The organism is Alteromonas stellipolaris (genome assembly GCF_001562115.1).
In the GTDB taxonomy this organism is placed as follows: Bacteria; Pseudomonadota; Gammaproteobacteria; order Enterobacterales; family Alteromonadaceae; genus Alteromonas; species Alteromonas stellipolaris.
This window is the reverse complement of record NZ_CP013926.1, coordinates 1,589,151-1,608,171: the sequence shown is the minus strand read 5'-3', so window position 1 is coordinate 1,608,171 and position 19,021 is coordinate 1,589,151. Positions and strand designations below refer to the sequence as shown.

Annotated in this window: 18 protein-coding genes; 12 read left to right on the top strand and 6 right to left on the bottom strand. The window is 43.7% G+C overall.

The genetic code is table 11. The features are described from left to right. Positions 1-18: 18 nt before the first annotated feature. On the top strand, positions 19-576 hold the full coding sequence (locus AVL57_RS06745; protein ID WP_057792364.1) for a pyridoxamine 5'-phosphate oxidase family protein: 558 nt from the start codon (positions 19-21) through the stop codon (positions 574-576). 181 nt (positions 577-757) lie between these two features. Here the strand turns inward: AVL57_RS06745 and AVL57_RS06740 are convergent, their stop codons facing one another. The 3 genes from AVL57_RS06740 to AVL57_RS06730 all read right to left on the bottom strand — a co-directional run bounded on the left by AVL57_RS06740 (position 758) and on the right by AVL57_RS06730 (position 6,525). Beyond that, positions 758-1,393 (bottom strand): SDR family oxidoreductase, encoded by a 636-nt coding sequence (locus tag AVL57_RS06740; protein ID WP_057792361.1) that lies wholly within the window; start codon positions 1,391-1,393, stop codon positions 758-760. A gap of 182 nt (positions 1,394-1,575) precedes the next feature. Further along, positions 1,576-4,539 carry a ligand-binding sensor domain-containing diguanylate cyclase gene (locus AVL57_RS06735; protein WP_057792359.1) on the bottom strand — a complete coding sequence of 988 codons (2,964 nt, stop codon included), beginning with the start codon at positions 4,537-4,539 and terminating at the stop codon, positions 1,576-1,578. A 162-nt stretch (positions 4,540-4,701) separates the two neighbouring features. Further along, complete coding sequence (locus AVL57_RS06730; protein ID WP_057792357.1) at positions 4,702-6,525, bottom strand: M2 family metallopeptidase; 1,824 nt, start codon at positions 6,523-6,525, stop codon at positions 4,702-4,704. A gap of 309 nt (positions 6,526-6,834) precedes the next feature. Here AVL57_RS06730 and AVL57_RS06725 point away from each other — a divergent pair, with 309 nt between their 5' ends. The 10 genes from AVL57_RS06725 to AVL57_RS06685 all read left to right on the top strand — a co-directional run bounded on the left by AVL57_RS06725 (position 6,835) and on the right by AVL57_RS06685 (position 12,520). Further along, positions 6,835-7,164: a hypothetical protein gene (locus AVL57_RS06725; protein WP_057792355.1), complete on the top strand. Its 330-nt coding sequence runs from the start codon at positions 6,835-6,837 to the stop codon at positions 7,162-7,164. A 110-nt stretch (positions 7,165-7,274) separates the two neighbouring features. Continuing rightward, positions 7,275-7,457, top strand: a complete 183-nt coding sequence (locus AVL57_RS21500; protein ID WP_082604931.1) for an SEC-C metal-binding domain-containing protein — start codon at positions 7,275-7,277, stop codon at positions 7,455-7,457. Positions 7,458-7,575: 118 nt separating this feature from the next. Then, positions 7,576-8,085 (top strand): M23 family metallopeptidase, encoded by a 510-nt coding sequence (locus tag AVL57_RS06720; protein ID WP_057792353.1) that lies wholly within the window; start codon positions 7,576-7,578, stop codon positions 8,083-8,085. 14 nt (positions 8,086-8,099) lie between these two features. Further along, positions 8,100-8,609 (top strand): RDD family protein, encoded by a 510-nt coding sequence (locus tag AVL57_RS06715; protein ID WP_200965819.1) that lies wholly within the window; start codon positions 8,100-8,102, stop codon positions 8,607-8,609. Between the two features lie 90 nt (positions 8,610-8,699). Beyond that, positions 8,700-9,158 (top strand): methyltransferase family protein, encoded by a 459-nt coding sequence (locus tag AVL57_RS06710; protein ID WP_057792351.1) that lies wholly within the window; start codon positions 8,700-8,702, stop codon positions 9,156-9,158. Next, positions 9,149-9,526, top strand: a complete 378-nt coding sequence (locus AVL57_RS06705) for a DUF1294 domain-containing protein (protein ID WP_057792349.1) — start codon at positions 9,149-9,151, stop codon at positions 9,524-9,526. The genes AVL57_RS06710 and AVL57_RS06705 overlap by 10 nt, the downstream gene beginning before the upstream one ends. A gap of 85 nt (positions 9,527-9,611) precedes the next feature. Beyond that, positions 9,612-10,832, top strand: coding sequence for an alpha/beta hydrolase-fold protein (locus AVL57_RS06700; RefSeq protein ID WP_057792347.1), 1,221 nt, complete (start codon positions 9,612-9,614; stop codon positions 10,830-10,832). A 42-nt stretch (positions 10,833-10,874) separates the two neighbouring features. Continuing rightward, positions 10,875-11,261 (top strand): tautomerase family protein, encoded by a 387-nt coding sequence (locus AVL57_RS06695; protein ID WP_057792345.1) that lies wholly within the window; start codon positions 10,875-10,877, stop codon positions 11,259-11,261. A 185-nt stretch (positions 11,262-11,446) separates the two neighbouring features. Next, entirely contained in the window at positions 11,447-12,283 is an 837-nt protein-coding gene (gene rhlP, locus AVL57_RS06690) for a rhombotarget lipoprotein (RefSeq protein WP_057792343.1), read from the top strand. A 21-nt stretch (positions 12,284-12,304) separates the two neighbouring features. After that, positions 12,305-12,520: a hypothetical protein gene (locus AVL57_RS06685; RefSeq protein WP_057792341.1), complete on the top strand. Its 216-nt coding sequence runs from the start codon at positions 12,305-12,307 to the stop codon at positions 12,518-12,520. 66 nt (positions 12,521-12,586) lie between these two features. Here AVL57_RS06685 and ppsR read toward each other — a convergent pair whose 3' ends face one another. Continuing rightward, positions 12,587-13,399 (bottom strand): posphoenolpyruvate synthetase regulatory kinase/phosphorylase PpsR, encoded by an 813-nt coding sequence (gene ppsR / locus AVL57_RS06680; protein ID WP_057792340.1) that lies wholly within the window; start codon positions 13,397-13,399, stop codon positions 12,587-12,589. A 271-nt stretch (positions 13,400-13,670) separates the two neighbouring features. Between ppsR and ppsA the strand changes: the two genes are divergently transcribed. Beyond that, the gene (gene ppsA / locus AVL57_RS06675; protein ID WP_057796191.1) at positions 13,671-16,043 is read left to right on the top strand and encodes a phosphoenolpyruvate synthase; all 2,373 of its coding nucleotides are present in this window, start codon (positions 13,671-13,673) and stop codon (positions 16,041-16,043) included. A 135-nt stretch (positions 16,044-16,178) separates the two neighbouring features. On the opposite strand, the gene AVL57_RS06670 is transcribed toward ppsA, so the two are convergent. Further along, positions 16,179-18,434 carry a xanthine dehydrogenase family protein molybdopterin-binding subunit gene (locus tag AVL57_RS06670; protein ID WP_057792338.1) on the bottom strand — a complete coding sequence of 752 codons (2,256 nt, stop codon included), beginning with the start codon at positions 18,432-18,434 and terminating at the stop codon, positions 16,179-16,181. Continuing rightward, positions 18,431-18,943, bottom strand: coding sequence for a (2Fe-2S)-binding protein (locus tag AVL57_RS06665; protein WP_057792336.1), 513 nt, complete (start codon positions 18,941-18,943; stop codon positions 18,431-18,433). The genes AVL57_RS06670 and AVL57_RS06665 overlap by 4 nt, the downstream gene beginning before the upstream one ends. Positions 18,944-19,021 lie beyond the last annotated feature (78 nt).

The window sequence follows — 19,021 nt, the reverse complement described above, 5'->3', positions numbered from 1 at the left end:
CGACCGGAGAGTTTAAAAATGCCGCAGTGGCGTACAGGGTTAACAAAAAGCTTACACGCTAGCAGAAGCATGCCTGAGAGCCGTTATTTTCAGTTGGCAACCGCAGACAAAGACGGTGTGCCATACTGCAGAACCGTGGTGTACCGAGGCTTAAGTGACGACAACAAATTAATTGTTATTTCAGATACCCGTACCGAAAAATACAACCAATTGTCGCAGCAGGCGAAAGCGCAGGGCTGTTGGTATTTTTCTAAAACTCGTGAGCAGTATCGATTTAGTGTAAATGCGACTATAGTGACCGAAAGCGAAGATAGGCCAATAATAGAGGCGCATTGGGCAAAATTGTCTGATGCGGGTAAGAAGCAGTTTCTATGGGGCGAGCCAGGCACGCCACGAAACAATGGCTTACCGCTTCAGATTGCAGGTGACTATTCTGTGGCCCCTGAACATTTTTGCGTAATTTTGTTAGACATCTTCAATGTGGACTATTTGAATTTGCGTGGTAATCCACAGTATCGCGAGTTACATCGTCGTGACGAAATGGGTAACTGGATTAGCCAGTCTATTGTTCCCTAACGCAGTACATTGAATGCTAGCGCAGCGCACTGAGCTTAAGCAGCACACTGAGCTTAAGCAGCACATTGAGCTTAAGCAGCACATTGAACAAACAGAGTTAAATCAAAATAATAAAAAACGCCAGCAAAATTGCTGGCGTTTTTAATTTGACCGTTAGCTTTTGTAGCTTACTTATATTTACTTACTCAAAGATTTTCGAGATTGGCGTATCGCCTTTAAACAGATAAGTCGTCACATTACTTGTGTCGCTGCGATTAACTGCCTCCACAATAGCTGTAGCCACATCTTCTCTAGGAATAACAGCATCGTCTTGGTTGTCTGGCATATCAGTAGACACCAAATGCGTACCTGGCTCGTTTAACAAAGTACCTGGGCGCAAAATGATATAAGGCACGCCACTATTCATTAAATGCTCGTCAGCCATATGCTTAGCAACTAAATAAGGCTTAATGCTAGAGCTTACTGCGTCTGGATCGCCAGCACCTATAGAACTTACCATCACAAATTTAGGGGTGTTAGCTGCCTTGGCATAGTTTGCCGCGTTTCGCGCAGCCCATAGGTCGATAAGAAGCGTTTTATCATCGCCCGAATTACCGCCGCTGCCCGCAACGAATACCACACAATCTGCACCCTCGAAATGCTCAGAGAAGTCTTTTTCAAGATCTTGCTCTTTCACTACGAGGTTGTCGTTTTCAAAATCGTCTAGCTTCTCAGGGCTTCGCACAGGGGCCACCACGTGGTGACCTGCTTCAAGTAATTTCCCAGTAGCCTGTTTACCAATTTGGCCTGATGCGCCAATGACAAGAACCTTAGCCATAAATGTTACCTCCATGATTGAATATGGTTATTCATAAGCGTGGGAGGGAATTTCGATCACACTGTACGATGAGTTTCATCATACTGCGCTGGTCAGCGTAAGGGCGTAAATTGATTACTAGGCAGCAGAGTGGTTAACAAAACGAGTGAAAATAAGGGCTAAAGCAGCAGGTTAATATCGCGCTATTTTACAACAGCATTACGCCCCTCAACTTTACCTCTGTAAAGTCTTTTATCAGCAGCGTGTATGCATTGCTCTACGCTATCGCTTTCACGAATATCTGCAATTCCTGCGGTAATCGTCACATTTACATCATGTCCTTCGCAATGAAATGACGTTTTCTCAACAGCTTTTCTCAATTTTTCACCTACCCAATAGCATTCATGCACGTTAAGCTCGGGCAGTAGGATCAGAAACTCTTCGCCACCCCAACGACAAATAACGTCAGAATTTCTCAAGTTCGTACGAAGCAGTTCAGCTATTTTAACCAATATAAGATCGCCAACATGATGACCGTAGGTGTCGTTAATTCGTTTAAACCAATCAATATCCACAATAAGTAATGAAAAGGCTTGTGCGTAACGCTCGTAACTGTCCCAAGCCTCGTGAGCTCGGCAGGTAAAGTAGCGCCTATTTTTCAATCCGGTTAACGAATCTTGACTCGATAATTGTGTTAATTTTTCTACCACGTCTTCAAGATCTTTGGTTTTTTCTTCTACTATTTTTGCTAGCGCAACCGAACGGTTTTTAAGGGTTTGAATACGCCACCATACAAGTAGCGTTAAAAGCAGAAAAGCCGATAAAAAAATGGCACTTCGCCATACAGGTTTATCCCACCATGGGGGAACAATCCTGATTTGGAGCGTGGCTTCATTTGGGCTCCACACTTTTTCTTTGTTCATCGCTCGAATAATAAGCGTGTAATTCCCGGGGTCTAAATTCGTGTAGGTAACCGCGCGGCGGCGATGATCCGTAAAGCGCCACTTATTATCAAACCCAGATAATAAGTAGGCATAACTTACTTCGTTAGCACGTGTAAAATCGAGTGCCGCAAATTCTACAGAAAAGGAAACATTGTTTGAACTAAGTACCAATTCTTCAATATTGGTATTCGGGTAGAGGTTTTCTGACCCACTGCTTTGCTCATTAATAATTTCAATATGCGATATATTAACTTTAGGCGACCAAGGCTGTTGTTTAATATCAGTGGGCTTGAAGCGAGTGAGACCCTTTGGGCTACCCATAAATATAGTGTCGCCCGTGGTTTTCACGGCGGCGCCTATGTAGTAGCCCGCTTCACTAACACCATTTTGTGCCCCAAAATATGAAACGGATGACAGGGTAGAATCGATATGGGCTATACCTACCGTTGTGGAGACCCATAGCTCGTTTTCTTGATCTTCAATGATAGCGCCAACTGAGATGTTACTTAAGTAACTGTCTGCTTCTATCTGGGAAAAAGACACCGAGGAAATCTCGTTATCCTCAACCGCCATAAAATAGATGCCGTTTGCCTGGGTGCCAATCCAATAGCCGCCACGTATAGACCGAGAAACCCAAGTCACTACTGCGTCTTTAGGGAAATTAGTGTTACTTTCACCTATATTGCGTATTTCACCCGTAAATTTGTTGGCAAAATATAGGCCCGATATGCTGGCCAGCCATGCGCTCTCGTTATTTTCAAACACAATACGAGTGGTAAGTGAGATTGGCCATTGGCGAATGACTCGGTTCTCGGAAGGGCGATACACAAAAACACCATCGCTGTAGCCGCCGTACCAAACATCACCATCGGCATCCACGTTGAGGGTATAACCAGCCTTGCCCTTCAATGCCACCAAATCTAGTTGTTCACTGGCAGTATTTAATTTGGCAAGCCCCGCGCGAGTAGATAGCCAAACTGAGTCTGACTGCTTATCGTAATGTACTGTTAAAAGCTTGTTTGAAGATAACTTACCTTCGGACTCAATCATCGAGGTATAGGGTCCGCTGACCTTGCCAGAATGATAATTGTAATGCCAAAGGTTCTCTTCTGTAGCAAGCCATAAGGCGTTATCGGAATGGGTAGCAATACCAGAGATATTGTTACCAATAGCTGCGCTGGTTGAAAAGTTCGACAGTACAGGGTTGTGAATAGAAAACCCATTATCGCGCGACCCCGCCACAATGGCGCCAGCTTCCGTTTGATACAGCGATGTAATGTAATTATTTGCGAGTTTCGATTGAGAAACCGATAACGACACAATCTCAGATGCTTCTTTAGCAGGAATGATGTTTACTCCGCCGCTGGTGGCAATCCAAATATTGTCGTTGCGCTGAAACAACACGCTTAGCACATCATTAGATGAAAGGCCGCTGCTTTCATCAAAACAGGTGGACACGGAAAAATCATTGCTAGCAAACAAAGGGTAACGACACAGACCGTTAGAGCCAGATCCAATCCATAAACTCTCGTCAGCAGCCAGTGCCATCAAGGTTAAGTTTGTACCCGCCAGTTGCTGAAGCTCTAAGGTATTGAAAGCGGAATTAAGCTTGTATAATCCCGATGTTGAGCTAAGCCAAACGTGACTATTTCCATCAATTACGATGTCGGTAAGTGTACTGGTCACATTATCTAGGACTGCAACTTGAACCAATTTGTTCAGTAGCGTTGAAAAGCGATAAAGCGCGCGACCACTGATCACCCAAACGTTACCACTCTTATCGATTTTTATGCGTTTGATTAAGCCGGCTTTTATTTTGCTGGAAACCGATATAGGGAAGTGTTCGAATGTTTCCGTTGCAATATGAAACTTGCTAACGCCTGCAATAGAGCCAACCCATAGATATTCTTTGTCTAACGAAGGTTCAATTTGAAAAGTAGTAACGGTGTTGAGCCCATCAGACTCAGTCTCTTGCCATTTACCAAAATGCTTAAATTCGTTTCCATCAAACCTGTCGATCCCCGACTGGGTTGCCAGCCAGATATAACCGTCTTTATCTTCTGCAATATCTAAAACCGATACTTGCGATAAGCCTTCTTCGATTGAGAAGCTTTTAAACACGGGCAGGGGAAAGTCAGCAGCACGAGATGTGGCTACCAAAGAAAAAACGATAGGTAATAACATAGTGGCGGTAACCAGAAATCTTACCACTACAAACTTCATAAATACGCTCAGGAATAAGGATCAAGCGCTACGATATACTAGGGTCAGTCTAGTAAAAATGGGACATAAGTATTAATTTTGCACGAACAAGATATAAGTGCTGAAAAAAAAGAACCTCGATTAACGAGGTTCTACTATTAAATCATTTAGTTGGCTAAAAAATTACCATCCACACTGACGCGTCGCATTTTGCTCATCTAACCACGTTTTTAGCGGTGCAAAGTAGTCAGCAATGGTACTTGCATCCATTTCAGGTGAGCCAGTAAGAGTTTCTAACGCTTTTTGCCATGGTTCACTTACGCCCATTTCAAGCATGGCGTTTAGCGCGGTACCCGCTTCTTCACTGTTATAAATAGAACAGCGATTAAGTGGGCCTTCGTCACCGGCAATGTCACACAAGGCTTTATGGAACTGGAATTGCAAAATATGCGCTAAGAAGTAGCGAGTGTAGGGCACGTTAGCCGGAACATGATATTTAGCGCCTGGGTCAAACGCATCTGCAGGCCTGTCTATCGGTGCTTTTACACCTTGGTACTTTTCTCTTAATTCCCACCAAAGTGTATTGTATTGCTCAGGCGATACTTCACCGGCCATCACTTTCCAGCGCCATTGATCCACCATCAAACCAAATGGAATAAAGGCAATTTTATCTAGCGCCACCTGCATTAGCATGCCTATGTCGTTAGACGCATCTGGGATCTCGTCAATCAAACCAATTTCTTTTAAGTACTTAGGGGTAATCGACAAGGCAATGGTGTCGCCAATCGCTTCATGGAAGCCATCGTTAGCTGAACCGCGATACAACAAAGGCTGGTCTTTATAAGCACGTTGGTAATAGTTGTGGCCCAGTTCATGATGAATAACGTTAAACTCTTCCCCCGTTTTTTGAATACACATCTTAATACGTAAATCGTCTTTGTCATCTAAGTCCCATGCTGAAGCGTGACACTGTGCGTCGCGGCCTTCAGGTTTTTGGAACATAGAGCGCTCCCAAAACGTATCAGGCAGCGGCGCAAAGCCCAATGACGAAAAGAAAGATTCAGCCTGTTTTACCATTTTTATTTCATCATAGCCCTGAGCCACGAGCGATGAGGTAACATCGGGTACTGACATTTCTTGTTCAGGCTTCACGATATCGTAAACGTTGCCCCAGGTTTGCGCCCACATATTGCCTAACAAGTGTGCTGGAATTGGTTGGTCTTGAGGAACCAATTCTTCACCATAATGCTCACCTAACTTAGCACGAACGTGGCAGTGCAGCGATTCGTAGAAAGGCGCAACTTGTCCCCACAACCTATCAAGTTCTTTCGGGAAGTCGTCGGCTGGCATATCGTATTTACCGCGCCATAGTTCGCTCACATTTTGAAAGCCTAATTCAGCAGCACCTTCGTTAGCCAAATTTACCTGTTGTTCATACAGCGGCTTCATAGGCACAGACACTTCGCGCCAACCTTTCCAGTACTCTAGTAAGGTGTCGGCATCGCGAATAGTCGCCATTTCACTGCTCATTTCTACCAAGCTTTTACAGGTGCCGTCTTCCATGCAGTACTGGCCGGAACCATACATTGCACTTAGCTCAGAACCAATTTTAGCAAGTTGTTCTGCTTTCGCCGGATCTGAAGGAGGTGGCATGGTCAGCCCGTTTTTAAGCAGGTTAAGTTGACGACGGGTATCTTCATCAACTTCAACATCGTTAAATTTAGCCGCTTCTTTGGCTAACACAGCTACTTTGGTGGACAGTACTTCATTGAAATAGGCACTTACTGCGGCGGTATCAAAATTGATGTTAGTAGCGTAACTCCACTCGGCATGAGCGGCTGGTACCTGCATTTTACTAATATCGTTTTGCGCATTAATAAGAAATTCTTGCGCATCTTGCGCGGTAGGTGCCGCAGGTGTTGTTTCAGTTTTGCTAGTGGCTTCACCGCAACCTATTAGCGTAATGCTAACTAGTGCTGCGACGATAGTGCGTTTAGTTGAAAACATAAGTTTGCTCTTGTCGTTGTTGTTTTTATGTATTGGGGAGTACATATATTCTAGCGTTATATTTTGGAGTGACTAGTACGCTTTGTAAAACAAATTTGCAACAAAAAGCGATGTTTCCATTTAGCTAGTGTAAAGGCTTAGCCTGCTACAGCTAATTCTAGATATTGACTGATAAGCCGTATTTACCATGTGAAATTTTGTTTTAATTTAAGAGGGCAGAAGGTAACCTTTGTTTTTCCACCTTAGCAGGCAAAACGCCGCTGTCAGTTGACTACGTGTTATAAGCCAACGGTAATTTCAGGAATTTAAATGAATGTAGAGGTTAGCTTTAGGTTTCTATCGCTCAATAAATTGCAAGCCCACACGTTAGAAAGAGAGGTTGCGAATTCATCTGCTCGCTATGTTGAAGACAAAAATTGTTATGTGGGAACAATTCCACTTACCGAAGATATCTTTGATCCATTGATGATTTTCTTCGAACGTCAACAAATTGCACTTTCCAACTGCGATATTTTTTTATCGGTGCTTAGCAGTAAAGACACCAACATCGTTGATGTTCCTACTTCGGTCAACAAGATGCTAAAGCATATTAACTGCAAGCTAGTATTCTCATACGCAGCAGCGAGTAACGATCTTTAATGACAAAAGTGGGTCGAGCATTTCAGGGCTGTGCTGGTTTATGTCTGTATGAATATTTCTCGCAAATTTGATAAAATCTGTGTTTTCCAACATTAAAAATTAGAGTAGTGATGACTGACAATACAAATAAGCATAGCGCTAGTACCTTTGAAGAGTCTAGCACGGGTTGTACTAACACAAGTTGTTGCCCGCCCAAAAGCCCAATTACTCGTTCGACACCAAAGATCGGTCGCAACGATCCTTGTCACTGCGGTAGTGAAGTTAAATTTAAGAAGTGCTGCGGTAAGAACTAATTCATCGTTTTTCAACTATTAATAGAGCCTAGTGTGCGACTATGAGTAAGTGGAAGTTCGATTGCAGACCTCAACGCATAACAACACTTACCAGCTACTGGGTTCATAAGGTTCAATAATGAGATGGATTTTGTTGGGGCTATGCGTAGTGATACTGCTTGGCTTTGTTATACCAGAGCCGCGAATTATTCCCGTAGACAACGCCAGTTCCGCTGATTGGAACAAAGACACCTTTTGGTATGAACCCTGGGGCAGTTCGGGGGTCCATAAAGGTATCGATATCTTTGCTCAGAAAGGCACCTCGGTGCTGGCAACCACACATCAACTTATCCTCTATCAAGGTCAAAAGCCTAAAGGCGGCAATATAGTACTTGCCTTGGGGCCTAAGTGGCGGCTGCATTACTATGCGCATCTTGATTCAATAGATGTTGATGGCATTTCACTGCTTTTTAGTGGTTCGAAAATTGGTACAGTGGGCTCAACAGGCAATGCTCAAGGAAAAGCGCCCCATCTTCATTACAGCATTGTGGCGCTGTTTCCCCATTTTTGGCTTGCCGACGAGTCGACGCAAGGGAGCAAGAAAGCGCATTATTTAGATCCAATATTGTACCTAAGCGCAGCTGATTGAAAATGGAGATATAAATGAGTAATACGGGCCTCTCAGATACTGGCGCTGAATATAAAACAGAATACGAAGAAGATCATGTGTATGCAGGTTTTGGGATCAGATTTGGCGCATCAATTATTGATACATTACTTTTATTAGCGGTAACCTTTCCACTACTGCATCTAATTTATGGCAAGGGATATTGGACCGCTGAAGACACTGTTGTAGGTATATTTGATGTCTTAATTAGTTATGTTCTACCTTTAATCTCCACAATATTATTTTGGGTATATAAATCGGCCACCCCAGGCAAAATGGTGCTTAAAGTAAAGGTCCTTGATGCTAAAACGGGAAGTGCGCCCACGATACGCCAGTCTATAATTCGCTATATAGGGTATTACGTTTCTATTTTACCCCTAGGCTTAGGCTTTTTATGGGTATTATGGGATACCAAAAAACAAGGATGGCATGACAAAATGGCTAGCACGGTTGTTATTCGACCTAAAAATAAAGGTGTTGAGCCGGTACGCTTTGACAAAAAGTAACGATAGATATTTGTGCGAGCGAGGCCATGGGTATAGCTAATATACTCGCACGGCTGCTTTTAAATTACGTATTAGCCACAAGGAAGTTCGATGAAGCTTGAGCAAAAAATCCCGCCAGTTGTTGTCTTTTTCATAGCGGTTATTTTAATGTGGGTGACAACCAAGGTTGCAGGTTTCTTGAGTGTTTATCACCCCTTCAAGATACAGTCGCTAATACTCTGTGTATTGCTGGGGGTAGGGTTCGCTTTACTGGGGGTTACTTCGTTTAAAAAACACAAAACTTCCGTGAACCCTATAAAAACAGATCGTGTGGTTAGTTTGGTGACTTCAGGTGTGTATCAATACAGCAGAAACCCTATGTATGTAGGTATGCTTCTGTGTTTGGTTGGTATTGGGCTTTACACATCCAACCCGCTTAATATTCTCTTCATTGTGTTATTTGTGTGGTACATGAATAAGTACCAGATAACACCTGAAGAGGCATTTCTAACCGATAAGTTTGGCGCCAGCTATACCGAATATATGAAAACGGTTCGCAGATGGCTGTAAGCAAATTCGGCATATTCATCACGCTTACATTTTGTACCACGTTAATTATAGTAACGTTTCTGAATTTATTGCCAATAGAGGTGGTATATCTTTATATCACCACCAGCGTTATTACTTTTGCTATGTACGCTTTTGATAAATCGGCTGCACGCAATGGTAAATGGCGTATACCAGAAATTCGCCTTCACGTTTTGAGTCTACTGGGAGGCTGGCCTGGCGCTTATTATGCGCAAAGAAAGTTAAGGCATAAGTCGGCGAAAGTTTCATTTAAGCGAACCTATTGGGCTACAGTTGTCGTAAATTTAACTGCGTTTATTTGGCTTTTTAGTGAACAAGGTAAGCACTTAATGAATGGAATTTTTGCTTAATGTATAGGTTCTTTTGTTGCTGGCATTGAACGGGTAAGATTAAAAGTTAATCACGAACTAAAACTAATAAATAAAGGATTATACCGTGCTAAAACATGCCATTACGATAGCTGTCTTTTTACTTATTTTGGTTCCTTCTTACTCGTATTCAAAGGTACGGGGAGAAGCTACGCACTTAAGTATTCATTCTGAAATACTCGATGAAGAACGTGAATTGTTCATACATCTACCCAATAGTTACTACCTCTCAAATAGTCATTCAACAAGTAAGCCGCTATCAACAACGCGTGAGCAATTAGAATCTCAATTACATTATCCGGTACTTTATTTACTTGATGGTCAGAGAAATTTTGCTCATGCAGTCGGCACGTTAGACTTGCTCAATCAATCTAATATGGCGCAAGAAATGATTGTTGTTGCTATAGCAAATACTCATCGCTCAAGAGACTTCACTCCAACATATGATGCGAACTACAACGAGTGGGGAAGATCCGGGGGAGCCGATAACTTTCTTGATTTTATTGAGAAAGAGCTTGTGCCCTACATTAACAAAAACTATCGCGCCAACAACTTCAAAATAATTTCAGGGCATTCTTTAGGTGGGTTATTGTCGGTGTATGCCTTGCAGTCTAGACCCCATTTATTCCAAGCTCACTTTGCGTTCAGCCCAAGTTTATGGTGGCAAGAACAGGTTATCTTTGACGACGCCGAAACCTTCTTTTCAGATACTTCTGAATTGAACAACTATTTGTATATCAATATGGGCAGCGAAGGCGGCCACATGCTAACGTCTTACCAGCGCTATATCGAATTGCTAAACACTCATAAGCGAAAAGGGTTTAATTACAACACAGATTTAGATACCTCAGAAGGCCACAATACCACCGCGCTTGCTGGGCATTCGTTGGCTTATCAGAATCTGTACAAATCGTTGCAACCATCAAATGAAGTCTTAAGCGGCGGGATACCTGCAATAAAGCAGTTTTATAAAGCGCAGTCTGAAATGTACGGTTATGACATTAAGCCCAGCTATCGCGCCATTAACAGTGTGGGATACAAAGCATTATCTGAAAAAGACTATTCAACGGCTATTGCGATATTTCAAAGCAATGTTGAAAGCTATCCTTACAAAGCGGATGCCTACGACAGCTTAGCGGATGGATTTGAAGCGAGTGGTGATTTGCAAAAAGCATTAGAAATGAGGTCGCTTGCCATACAGAAAAGCGTGGTCGAAAATGTAGAAAACGGTGCCTATAAAACTCGCCATGCAAACTTACTCACAAAGATTCAGGACAAGAATCTTTAGCATTTTTTGCTTTCTCGAAAAGAATTTATAAAGGATATTGTTGTGATAGTTATTTATGGGATTGATAAGCACTTAAACCCAATAAAAAGCCAACTGTCTGAAGTGATACATGGCTGTATGCAATCTGTTTTAGGCATGCCTGAGGATAAACGGGCCCACCGTTTTATTCCCCTAGCCAAAGAAGACTTTTTCTACCCTGGCGGTAGAACAGATTGCTATACCGTTATCGAAATTAACATGATGAAGGGTCGCAAACCTGAAACCCAAAAAGCACTGATTAAAGCGCTTTTCAAAGAAATAGAATCTGCTTTAGGTATTAACCCTATCGATATTGAAATAACCATTAAAGAACAAGAAAAGTACCAATGGGGTTTTCGTGGCATAACTGGTGATGAGGCGTCAGATTTAAAATATAACGTTGATGTATAAGGTTGGGGCATCACATACATTTTTACCTACAACTGAGATTACAACTACATCTACATTAGGTGAGTTCGCGTCCGTATTGTATTTGTTTGAAATACTGGGTAATTTGAAGCACTAGTGTTGATGAAGTACACGATAGGCGGCGATTAGCTTATAACGTGGTTTGAGTAGTACATAAAGGGTTGTCGATGAAAACAAAAATATTAATAACAATGTTAGGGGCTATCTTAGGGGCAATGTTACTTACTGCATGCAGTGCAATAGTAAGTAACAATACAGGTAAACAAGCTCAATCTAGTAGTTTGATGGACTTTCTTTATCCTGATGAAGAAAGCCGCGTTAAGCACCAGCCTGAAATTCCCACCTTACAATTACCGGTAAAGGTGGGGCTTGCATTTGTTCCTTCAAGTAATTGGCAACGAGATGGCCTACATGGGAAAGACCAAGTGGAGCTTCTTGAAAACGTGAAGCAGTCTTTTCTTCAATACGAATATATCGATCGCATTGAAATTATTCCTAGTGAGTATTTAAGCGGGGGAGAAGGGTTTGCTACGTTGGAACAAGTAGGGCGTTTATATGACGTTGATGTAATGGCGTTAGTGTCTTACGACCAAGTAACTCAGTCACTCGAAAATAACGCGGCATTACTGTATTGGACCATCGTTGGTATGTACGTGATTCCTGGTAACGAAAATACGGTGCAGACCTTTGTCGATACCGCTGTATTCGATATTAAAAGTAAAAAGATGCTTTTCAGAGCACCTGGTGTAAGCAAACTTGAGAAACGCACCACCGCGGTAGGTATTGACAATACGCTGGCCGAAAAATCATTAGAAGGTTTTGGTATTGCGGTTGATGATATGTCTACCAACCTAGATGCCGAACTTGCGCGATTTAAAACCAGAGTAAAAGAAGAAAAAATTGCAAATGTTGAACACAGAGCAGGCTATAGTGGCGGCTCACTTCATGTTTATTGCTTACTCTTCCTATGTGTCATGTTATTTAGAAAAATGACTGTGCGTTAATACGCTGGCAAGGAGTGCAGATTGAACGTCACTAAGCAAAACCTTAAAGACGCAGTAAGCGCCAATATTCTTTCATCTGAGCAGTTTGAACAATTGATTGCGTTTTTAAACCAGCAAACTAATACCTCGGTTAAGTTCGATTACACCCACGCGTTGTATTACCTAGGTGGGTTAATTGCCATTGGGGCAATGACACTGACTTTTTATTGGGCCAGCCTCGTAGCAGGCTGGCATTAACAAGCGGGATTAGGGTAGGGAAGTGGGGTGCTAGCTTAGTACGCCCCCTCCACAATACGCCCCACCTTAATACTTTCTGCGCTTCAACCCTGTCTCCGCAAGAATTTTGGCCGAAATCTCTTCTATGGAATATTTGGTACTGTTTAAGAACGGAATTTTTTCCTTTCGGTACAAGTTCTCTACTTCTCGTAGTTCCATTCTACACTGCTGTAATGACGCATAGCGGCTATTCGCTTTTCGTTCAGAACGAATTTGATGTAATCGTTCTGGCTGAATCGTTAAGCCAAAAAGTTTGTCTTTATAACGGCGAAGGGCCGTGGGCAATTTAAGCATGTCGCCCATGTCATCCTCGGTGAACGGGTAGTTTGCCGCTTTAATACCAAATTGCAGGGCTAAGTATAAGCTAGTGGGAGTTTTACCCGAGCGAGATACGCCCACTAAAATAATGTCGGCCTCGTCGTAATCTTTCAGGTTAGAACCGTCATCGTTGGCTAAGGCATAGTTAACCGCTTCAATACGAATGTCGTACGTGGTTTCATGAATGCTGTGAGTGCGATGTTTTTCTGGTTTTGAGGGCACACCAAGCACTTTTTCGAGAGGCGCTACGAACTGATCGAGGAAATTGTAGTTAATACCAACTGATTTTGAAATTATCTTGCGAACATCTACATTCACAATTGTATAAAAAACGAGCGGCCTTTCTCCTGTGTCTTGAAAACTTTCAGATATTTTATCTAAAACCTTGTTGGCTTCTTCCTCAGTTTCAACAAAAGGAATGGTATTGTGATTGAATTCAACAGGGAACAAAGACAGCAGGGCGTGGCCAAACACCTCTGAAGTAATGGCAGTACCATCTGAAATATAAAAAGCTGTGCGCACAACAAATCCTTAACATTGTCGTAATTTTATTACAAAAGTAATAAAGAGTTTACTTTCCGATTTCCCCCATTCTAAGATGATTTCGTCGAAAAGCTATATGGTTATTAATGATGACTTGATGTAACGCAAGCCTGCTTTACTTGGCACTCGTTAATATTAATAAGCATTAAGCGCGTTTGGATCTACGCAGTCGACACGTATTTTACCAATGTTGGGCATGTGGCCCGCCATTGCTTATACCCTACTCAAAAATAAGCTGGAGGCTTCGGCAGTGAAAGAATTCGTACTTTGGTATCAAGAACTGGGCATGAATGATGTAGGTCGCGTTGGCGGCAAAAATGCATCTTTAGGCGAGATGATTTCTAACCTAGCTAACGCCGGTGTACAAGTACCGGGAGGTTTCGCCACAACTGCAGAGGCTTTTAATGAATTTCTAGAGCAAAGCGGTCTAGAAGCAAAAATTCATAACGTACTAGATACACTTGATGTTGAAGATATTAGTGCGCTTAATGAAGCGGGCAAAGATATTCGTCAATGGATCATCGACACCCCGTTTCAACCTGAACTAGAAGAAGCAATTAAAGAAGCGTTTGTGAAATTACAGGGTGATGCAGGTGATGAAGCTTCATTTGCGGTTCGTTCATCAGCTACTGCAGAAGACATGCCTGATGCTTCGTTTGCAGGTCAGCAAGAAACTTTCCTAAACGTGAAAGGTTACGAGTCTGTATTAGTTGCCATTAAACACGTATTCGCCTCGCTATTTAACGACCGTGCTATTTCTTATCGTGTACACCAAGGTTACGACCATAAAGGCGTAGCATTGTCGGCTGGTATTCAGCGCATGGTACGAAGCGATATTTCTTCGTCGGGCGTTATGTTTACTATCGACACTGAGTCGGGCTTTGAAGACGTGGTATTTATTACCAGTTCATACGGCTTGGGTGAAATGGTAGTGCAGGGTGCGGTAAACCCAGATGAATTTTACGTACACAAACCAACCCTTGATAAAGGGCTTCCCGCCATTGTTCGCCGTAACTTAGGCAGCAAGCTAGTTAAGATGATTTACTCTGACGATGAAGCACACGGCAAGCAAGTGTCTATCGTTGATATTGACAGCACTGAAAGCAAAGCCTTCTCGTTGAATGATGAAGAAGTGATGGAGCTGGCGAAGCAAGCGCAAATTATTGAAAAGCACTACGATCGTCCTATGGATATCGAATGGGCTAAAGATGGCGTAGACGGCAAGCTATATATTGTTCAAGCGCGCCCTGAAACGGTTCGAAGCCGTGAAGATTCACAAAGCATTGAGCGTTTCCAACTTAAAGGCCAAAGCAATATTGTATGTGAAGGCCGTGCCATTGGTCATAAAATTGGTGCAGGTGTTGCCAAGGTATTAGGTTCCATTGAAGAGATGGACAAAATTCAAGCCGGTGATGTGCTAGTGACTGACATGACAGACCCAGATTGGGAGCCTATCATGAAAAAGGCGTCTGCCATTGTCACTAACCGAGGTGGCCGTACATGTCACGCAGCCATTATTGCTCGTGAGTTAGGTATCCCAGCAGTAGTAGGGTGCGGAAACGCCACCGACAGCATCGAGAACGGCGATAAAATTACCGTGTCTTGTGCGGAAGGTGATACAGGTTACATCTACGGTGCAGAACTAGAGTTTGACGTTGTTACGTCACGTATCGACTCTATGCCTGATTTACCATTAAAAGTGATGATGAACGTGGGTAACCCAGACCGCGCATTCGATTTCGCCCGTTTGCCGAACGCGGGTGTTGGTCTTGCGCGTTTAGAGTTTATTATTAACCGCATGATTGGCGTGCATCCTAAAGCGCTACTTAACTTCGACAGCCAGCCTGCTGAGCTTAAAGAAGAAATTGGCGACATGATGGCCGGTTACGAGTCGCCTACTGAGTTCTACATTGAAAAGTTGGTTGAAGGTATTTCTACTATTGGTGCTGCGTTCTCGCCTGAGAAAGTCATTGTTCGTATGTCTGACTTTAAGTCTAACGAATACTACAACTTAGTTGGCGGCTACCAGTACGAGCCAGATGAAGAAAACCCAATGCTTGGTTTCCGTGGTGCAAGCCGTTATATCTCGGAAGATTTCCGCGACTGTTTCGCCTTAGAATGTGAAGCAATTAAACGGGTTCGTAACAACATGGGCTTAACCAACGTTGAGATCATGATCCCCTTCGTACGTACCCTCGAAGAAGGCCGTAAGGTTATCGAGCTATTAGAAGAGCAGGGCCTCAAGAAAGGCGAAGACGGTTTGCGCGTTATCATGATGTGTGAATTACCTTCTAATGCCTTACTAGCTGACCAGTTCTTAGATATTTTCGATGGCTTCTCAATTGGTTCGAATGACTTAACTCAGTTAACCCTTGGGTTAGACCGCGACAGTGGCGTTATTGCTCACTTGTTTGACGAACGAGATCCTGCGGTGAAAGCCTTGTTATCAATGGCTATTCAAGCGGCGAAGAAACGTGGCAAATACGTTGGTATTTGTGGTCAAGGCCCATCAGATCACGAAGACTTTGCAGCCTGGTTGGTAGAAGAAGGTATCGATTCAGTATCGCTTAACCCAGATACGGTAGTTGAAACCTGGTTGTACCTTGCTGAAAAGCACGGCTAAAAAGCTAACTTAGCAACACGTTATTTATTAAAAAGCCGCTTAGATTTTTCAATCTAAGCGGCTTTTTTAGTGCGTCTTTTTTGTGCTTTATACGCTCACATGAAGCTATTAGCCTTGGACCAGCCTAAGCCCGTTTTAGGCTTTTAACTGGTTACCAATAGGTAATTGTCTAATGCGCTTACCGCAAGCAGCAAAAATGGCGTTACACAAGGCAGGCGCATAAACCGGTGTTGCTGGCTCACCCACACCCGCTGGTGGTGCATCGCTTGGGATAATCTCAACGTCGATTTCTATTGGCGCATCACTCATACGCGGTACGCGGTAGTCATGGAAGTTACTTTGCTGAGCACGGCCTTTATCAAAGGTAATACCGTCACTAATGGCAGCAGTAATACCGAAGATGGAACCACCTTGTACCTGGTTTTTCACCGTGTCGGTGTTTACCACAGTACCTGCATCAATGCTGGCCCACGATTTGATAATCTTAAGATCGCCCGCATCAGACACTTCTACTTCAACCACAGTAGCCACATAGGTCAAGAAACTTCTGTGCGCTGCAATACCAAGGCCTCTACCTTTTGGTAATTCTCGGCCCCAGCCACTCATATCAGCCACTTTTTCAATCGCCTTACGTAGGCGACCAATATCGAGCGGATAAGCGTCTTTATCGGCGCCGTAGTTGTCGTACTCTGCATTTTGCTCAGTGACATCAACAATGCGATCCGGGCCAATAGTTTCAAGCAAGTAGTCTTTTTGATCGCGACCGGCTTTGTGCGCCGCTTCAGCAATGAAAGACTGAATAGCGAATGCGTGGAAGATATTAGACACCGAACGCATCCAGCCTATACGCGCTTTTGCAGGTGCTTCACCACTTTCTAGTTTCATATTAGGGGTATTGATAGGGTTATCAGTAAAGCCTAAACGAAGCTCGAAGCTGAACGGCGCGGTAGCATCTTGTTGGAACGTAGACGCAATAGGTGAAAACGCCGTACGGTGCAAGTAAGCATCAATACCGCCGTTTTCATCTAAAGAGGCTTCAATGTGCTGGGCTGATACAGCATGGTAGAAACCATGTTGAATGTCGTCTTCACGTGTCCATTGCACGCGAATAGGCTTGCCAGTCTTCATTGAAAGGTAGGCCGCTTCCGCAGAAAAGTCGGGTTTCGATTTACGACCAAAACCACCACCTAGCATGGTGACGTGAACATTGATCTGTTCTTTCGGCATACCAACCATTGCCCCTACGGTTTCCATATCGGCCTGCGGGTTCTGCGTAGCTGCCCACACATCAACACGGTCTTTATAATACATTGCCGTGGCGCAGGGTGGCTCCATTGGGGCTTGTGCTAAATGTGGTACATAATAATCGGCAACCAGTTTATCGCTTGCATTGGCGAGCACATTGGCTGCATCACCTTTCGCGCGTACCGACTTTTGTGGCGTCGATACCGTCTCTAGCAAGCTTGCTTTAAAGGCTTCAGAGTTATAATCACCGTTTTTACCATCATCCCAGCTTACGGTAAGGGCGCGGCGGCCTTTGATGGCAGCCCAAGTATTGTTGGCAATAATGGCAATACCGCCTTTAGGTTGAAACTGTGGTGCGCCTTTCGCCGCAGGAATTTCCACAACATCTACCACGCCATCAATCGCTTTAACTGCTTTTGCATCGAAGCTTTTCACTTTTCCGCCAACAACCGGTGGACGAACTACCACGGCAATTAATGCTTTGGGCTCAAGTACATCAGCAGCAAAGGTCGCTTTGCCGGTAACAATGTCTTTTAAATCGATGTGCGCCATGGCGGTATTGATGTAACGCCACTCACTGCGTTCTTTTAGGGTAATGCGATCGAGTTCTGGCGGAGTAATTTTTAATGCATCGTCTACCAGCTCAGCATAGGTAAGGGTTTTACCCGAGGTATGGGTAACCACATGCTGTACTGCCGAACAAGAATCGAAGGGGACATCCCAACGGGTTGCAGCAGCTTGCTGCATAAGGTGGCGAACACTTGCACCCATTTCACGAAGACGCTGCATATTGTAACGAATACTGCGTGAACCATCGGTATTTTGATCGCCGTATTTCGGATCGCCTTTACCTTGGATAACCACCACTTTATCCCATGAGGCTTCCATCTCATCGGCCACAATTTGCGCCAATGCGGTACGAATTTGTTGGCCCATTTCAGAGCGGTGACACGTAATTTCAACAATACCATCGGGTCGAAGTGACACGAATAAGTTAGCCATTTTGGCTGACTCAGACGGTTTCGCTAAAACACCAGCCATAGCGCGTGGTGCCGCACCCATAAAGTATGTACCTAGTACAAGAGCGCCAGCGGTAGCCGATGACTTTAAGAAGCTGCGACGAGTTAAGTCAAAATACTTGCTCATGCTTCTTCTCCCGCTGTCTCAGAGGCAAGCGTATCAGGCACATAATATTCTACGCCAGCCATGGTTTTTGCTGCTGACTTTATGGCTTTGTGAATACGGGGGTAAGTACCACAACGACAGATATTGCCTGACATACCTTGCACAATTTCTTCATCGCTAGGGGTAGGGTTACTTGCTAATAAGCTGGCGGCTTGCATCATTTGGCCGCACTGACAGTATCCACATTGAGGTACTTTATGTTCAACCCATGCTTGTTGAACAGGATGTTCACCGTCTTTGCTCAAGCCCTCAATAGTGGTTATTTTACTGCCTGAAACGGCAGAAACAGGCAATACGCAAGAGCGCTGTGCTACGCCGTTAATATGTACTGTGCAAGCGCCACATTGTGCCATGCCGCAGCCAAATTTAGGGCCAGTTAGATGTAATTCGTCACGTAAGTACCAAAGTACGGGAGTGGTAGGATCGCCCGCAAATTCACGTGTTTCACCGTTAACGGTAAACGTAATCATGGTCTTGTCTCCATTGTCGTAAGTGTTCGATGGTCAGTCGAATGCCTTACGTTGCCTGTTTGAATAAATGAAAGGTTT

What these genes read in the sequence shown, in the direction of transcription:
- AVL57_RS06735 (WP_057792359.1), bottom strand. Translation starts at nt 4,539, where the DNA reads ATGAAGTTTGTAGTGGTAAGATTTCTGGTTACCGCCACTATGTTATTA.
- AVL57_RS06710 (WP_057792351.1), top strand. Translation starts at nt 8,700, where the DNA reads ATGAAGCTTGAGCAAAAAATCCCGCCAGTTGTTGTCTTTTTCATAGCG.
- AVL57_RS06730 (WP_057792357.1), bottom strand. Translation starts at nt 6,525, where the DNA reads ATGTTTTCAACTAAACGCACTATCGTCGCAGCACTAGTTAGCATTACG.
- AVL57_RS06670 (WP_057792338.1), bottom strand. Translation starts at nt 18,434, where the DNA reads ATGAGCAAGTATTTTGACTTAACTCGTCGCAGCTTCTTAAAGTCATCG.
- AVL57_RS06715 (WP_200965819.1), top strand. Translation starts at nt 8,100, where the DNA reads ATGAGTAATACGGGCCTCTCAGATACTGGCGCTGAATATAAAACAGAA.
- AVL57_RS06740 (WP_057792361.1), bottom strand. Translation starts at nt 1,393, where the DNA reads ATGGCTAAGGTTCTTGTCATTGGCGCATCAGGCCAAATTGGTAAACAG.
- AVL57_RS06725 (WP_057792355.1), top strand. Translation starts at nt 6,835, where the DNA reads ATGAATGTAGAGGTTAGCTTTAGGTTTCTATCGCTCAATAAATTGCAA.
- AVL57_RS06720 (WP_057792353.1), top strand. Translation starts at nt 7,576, where the DNA reads ATGAGATGGATTTTGTTGGGGCTATGCGTAGTGATACTGCTTGGCTTT.
- AVL57_RS06705 (WP_057792349.1), top strand. Translation starts at nt 9,149, where the DNA reads ATGGCTGTAAGCAAATTCGGCATATTCATCACGCTTACATTTTGTACC.
- AVL57_RS06665 (WP_057792336.1), bottom strand. Translation starts at nt 18,943, where the DNA reads ATGATTACGTTTACCGTTAACGGTGAAACACGTGAATTTGCGGGCGAT.
- AVL57_RS06745 (WP_057792364.1), top strand. Translation starts at nt 19, where the DNA reads ATGCCGCAGTGGCGTACAGGGTTAACAAAAAGCTTACACGCTAGCAGA.
- rhlP (WP_057792343.1), top strand. Translation starts at nt 11,447, where the DNA reads ATGAAAACAAAAATATTAATAACAATGTTAGGGGCTATCTTAGGGGCA.
- AVL57_RS21500 (WP_082604931.1), top strand. Translation starts at nt 7,275, where the DNA reads ATGACTGACAATACAAATAAGCATAGCGCTAGTACCTTTGAAGAGTCT.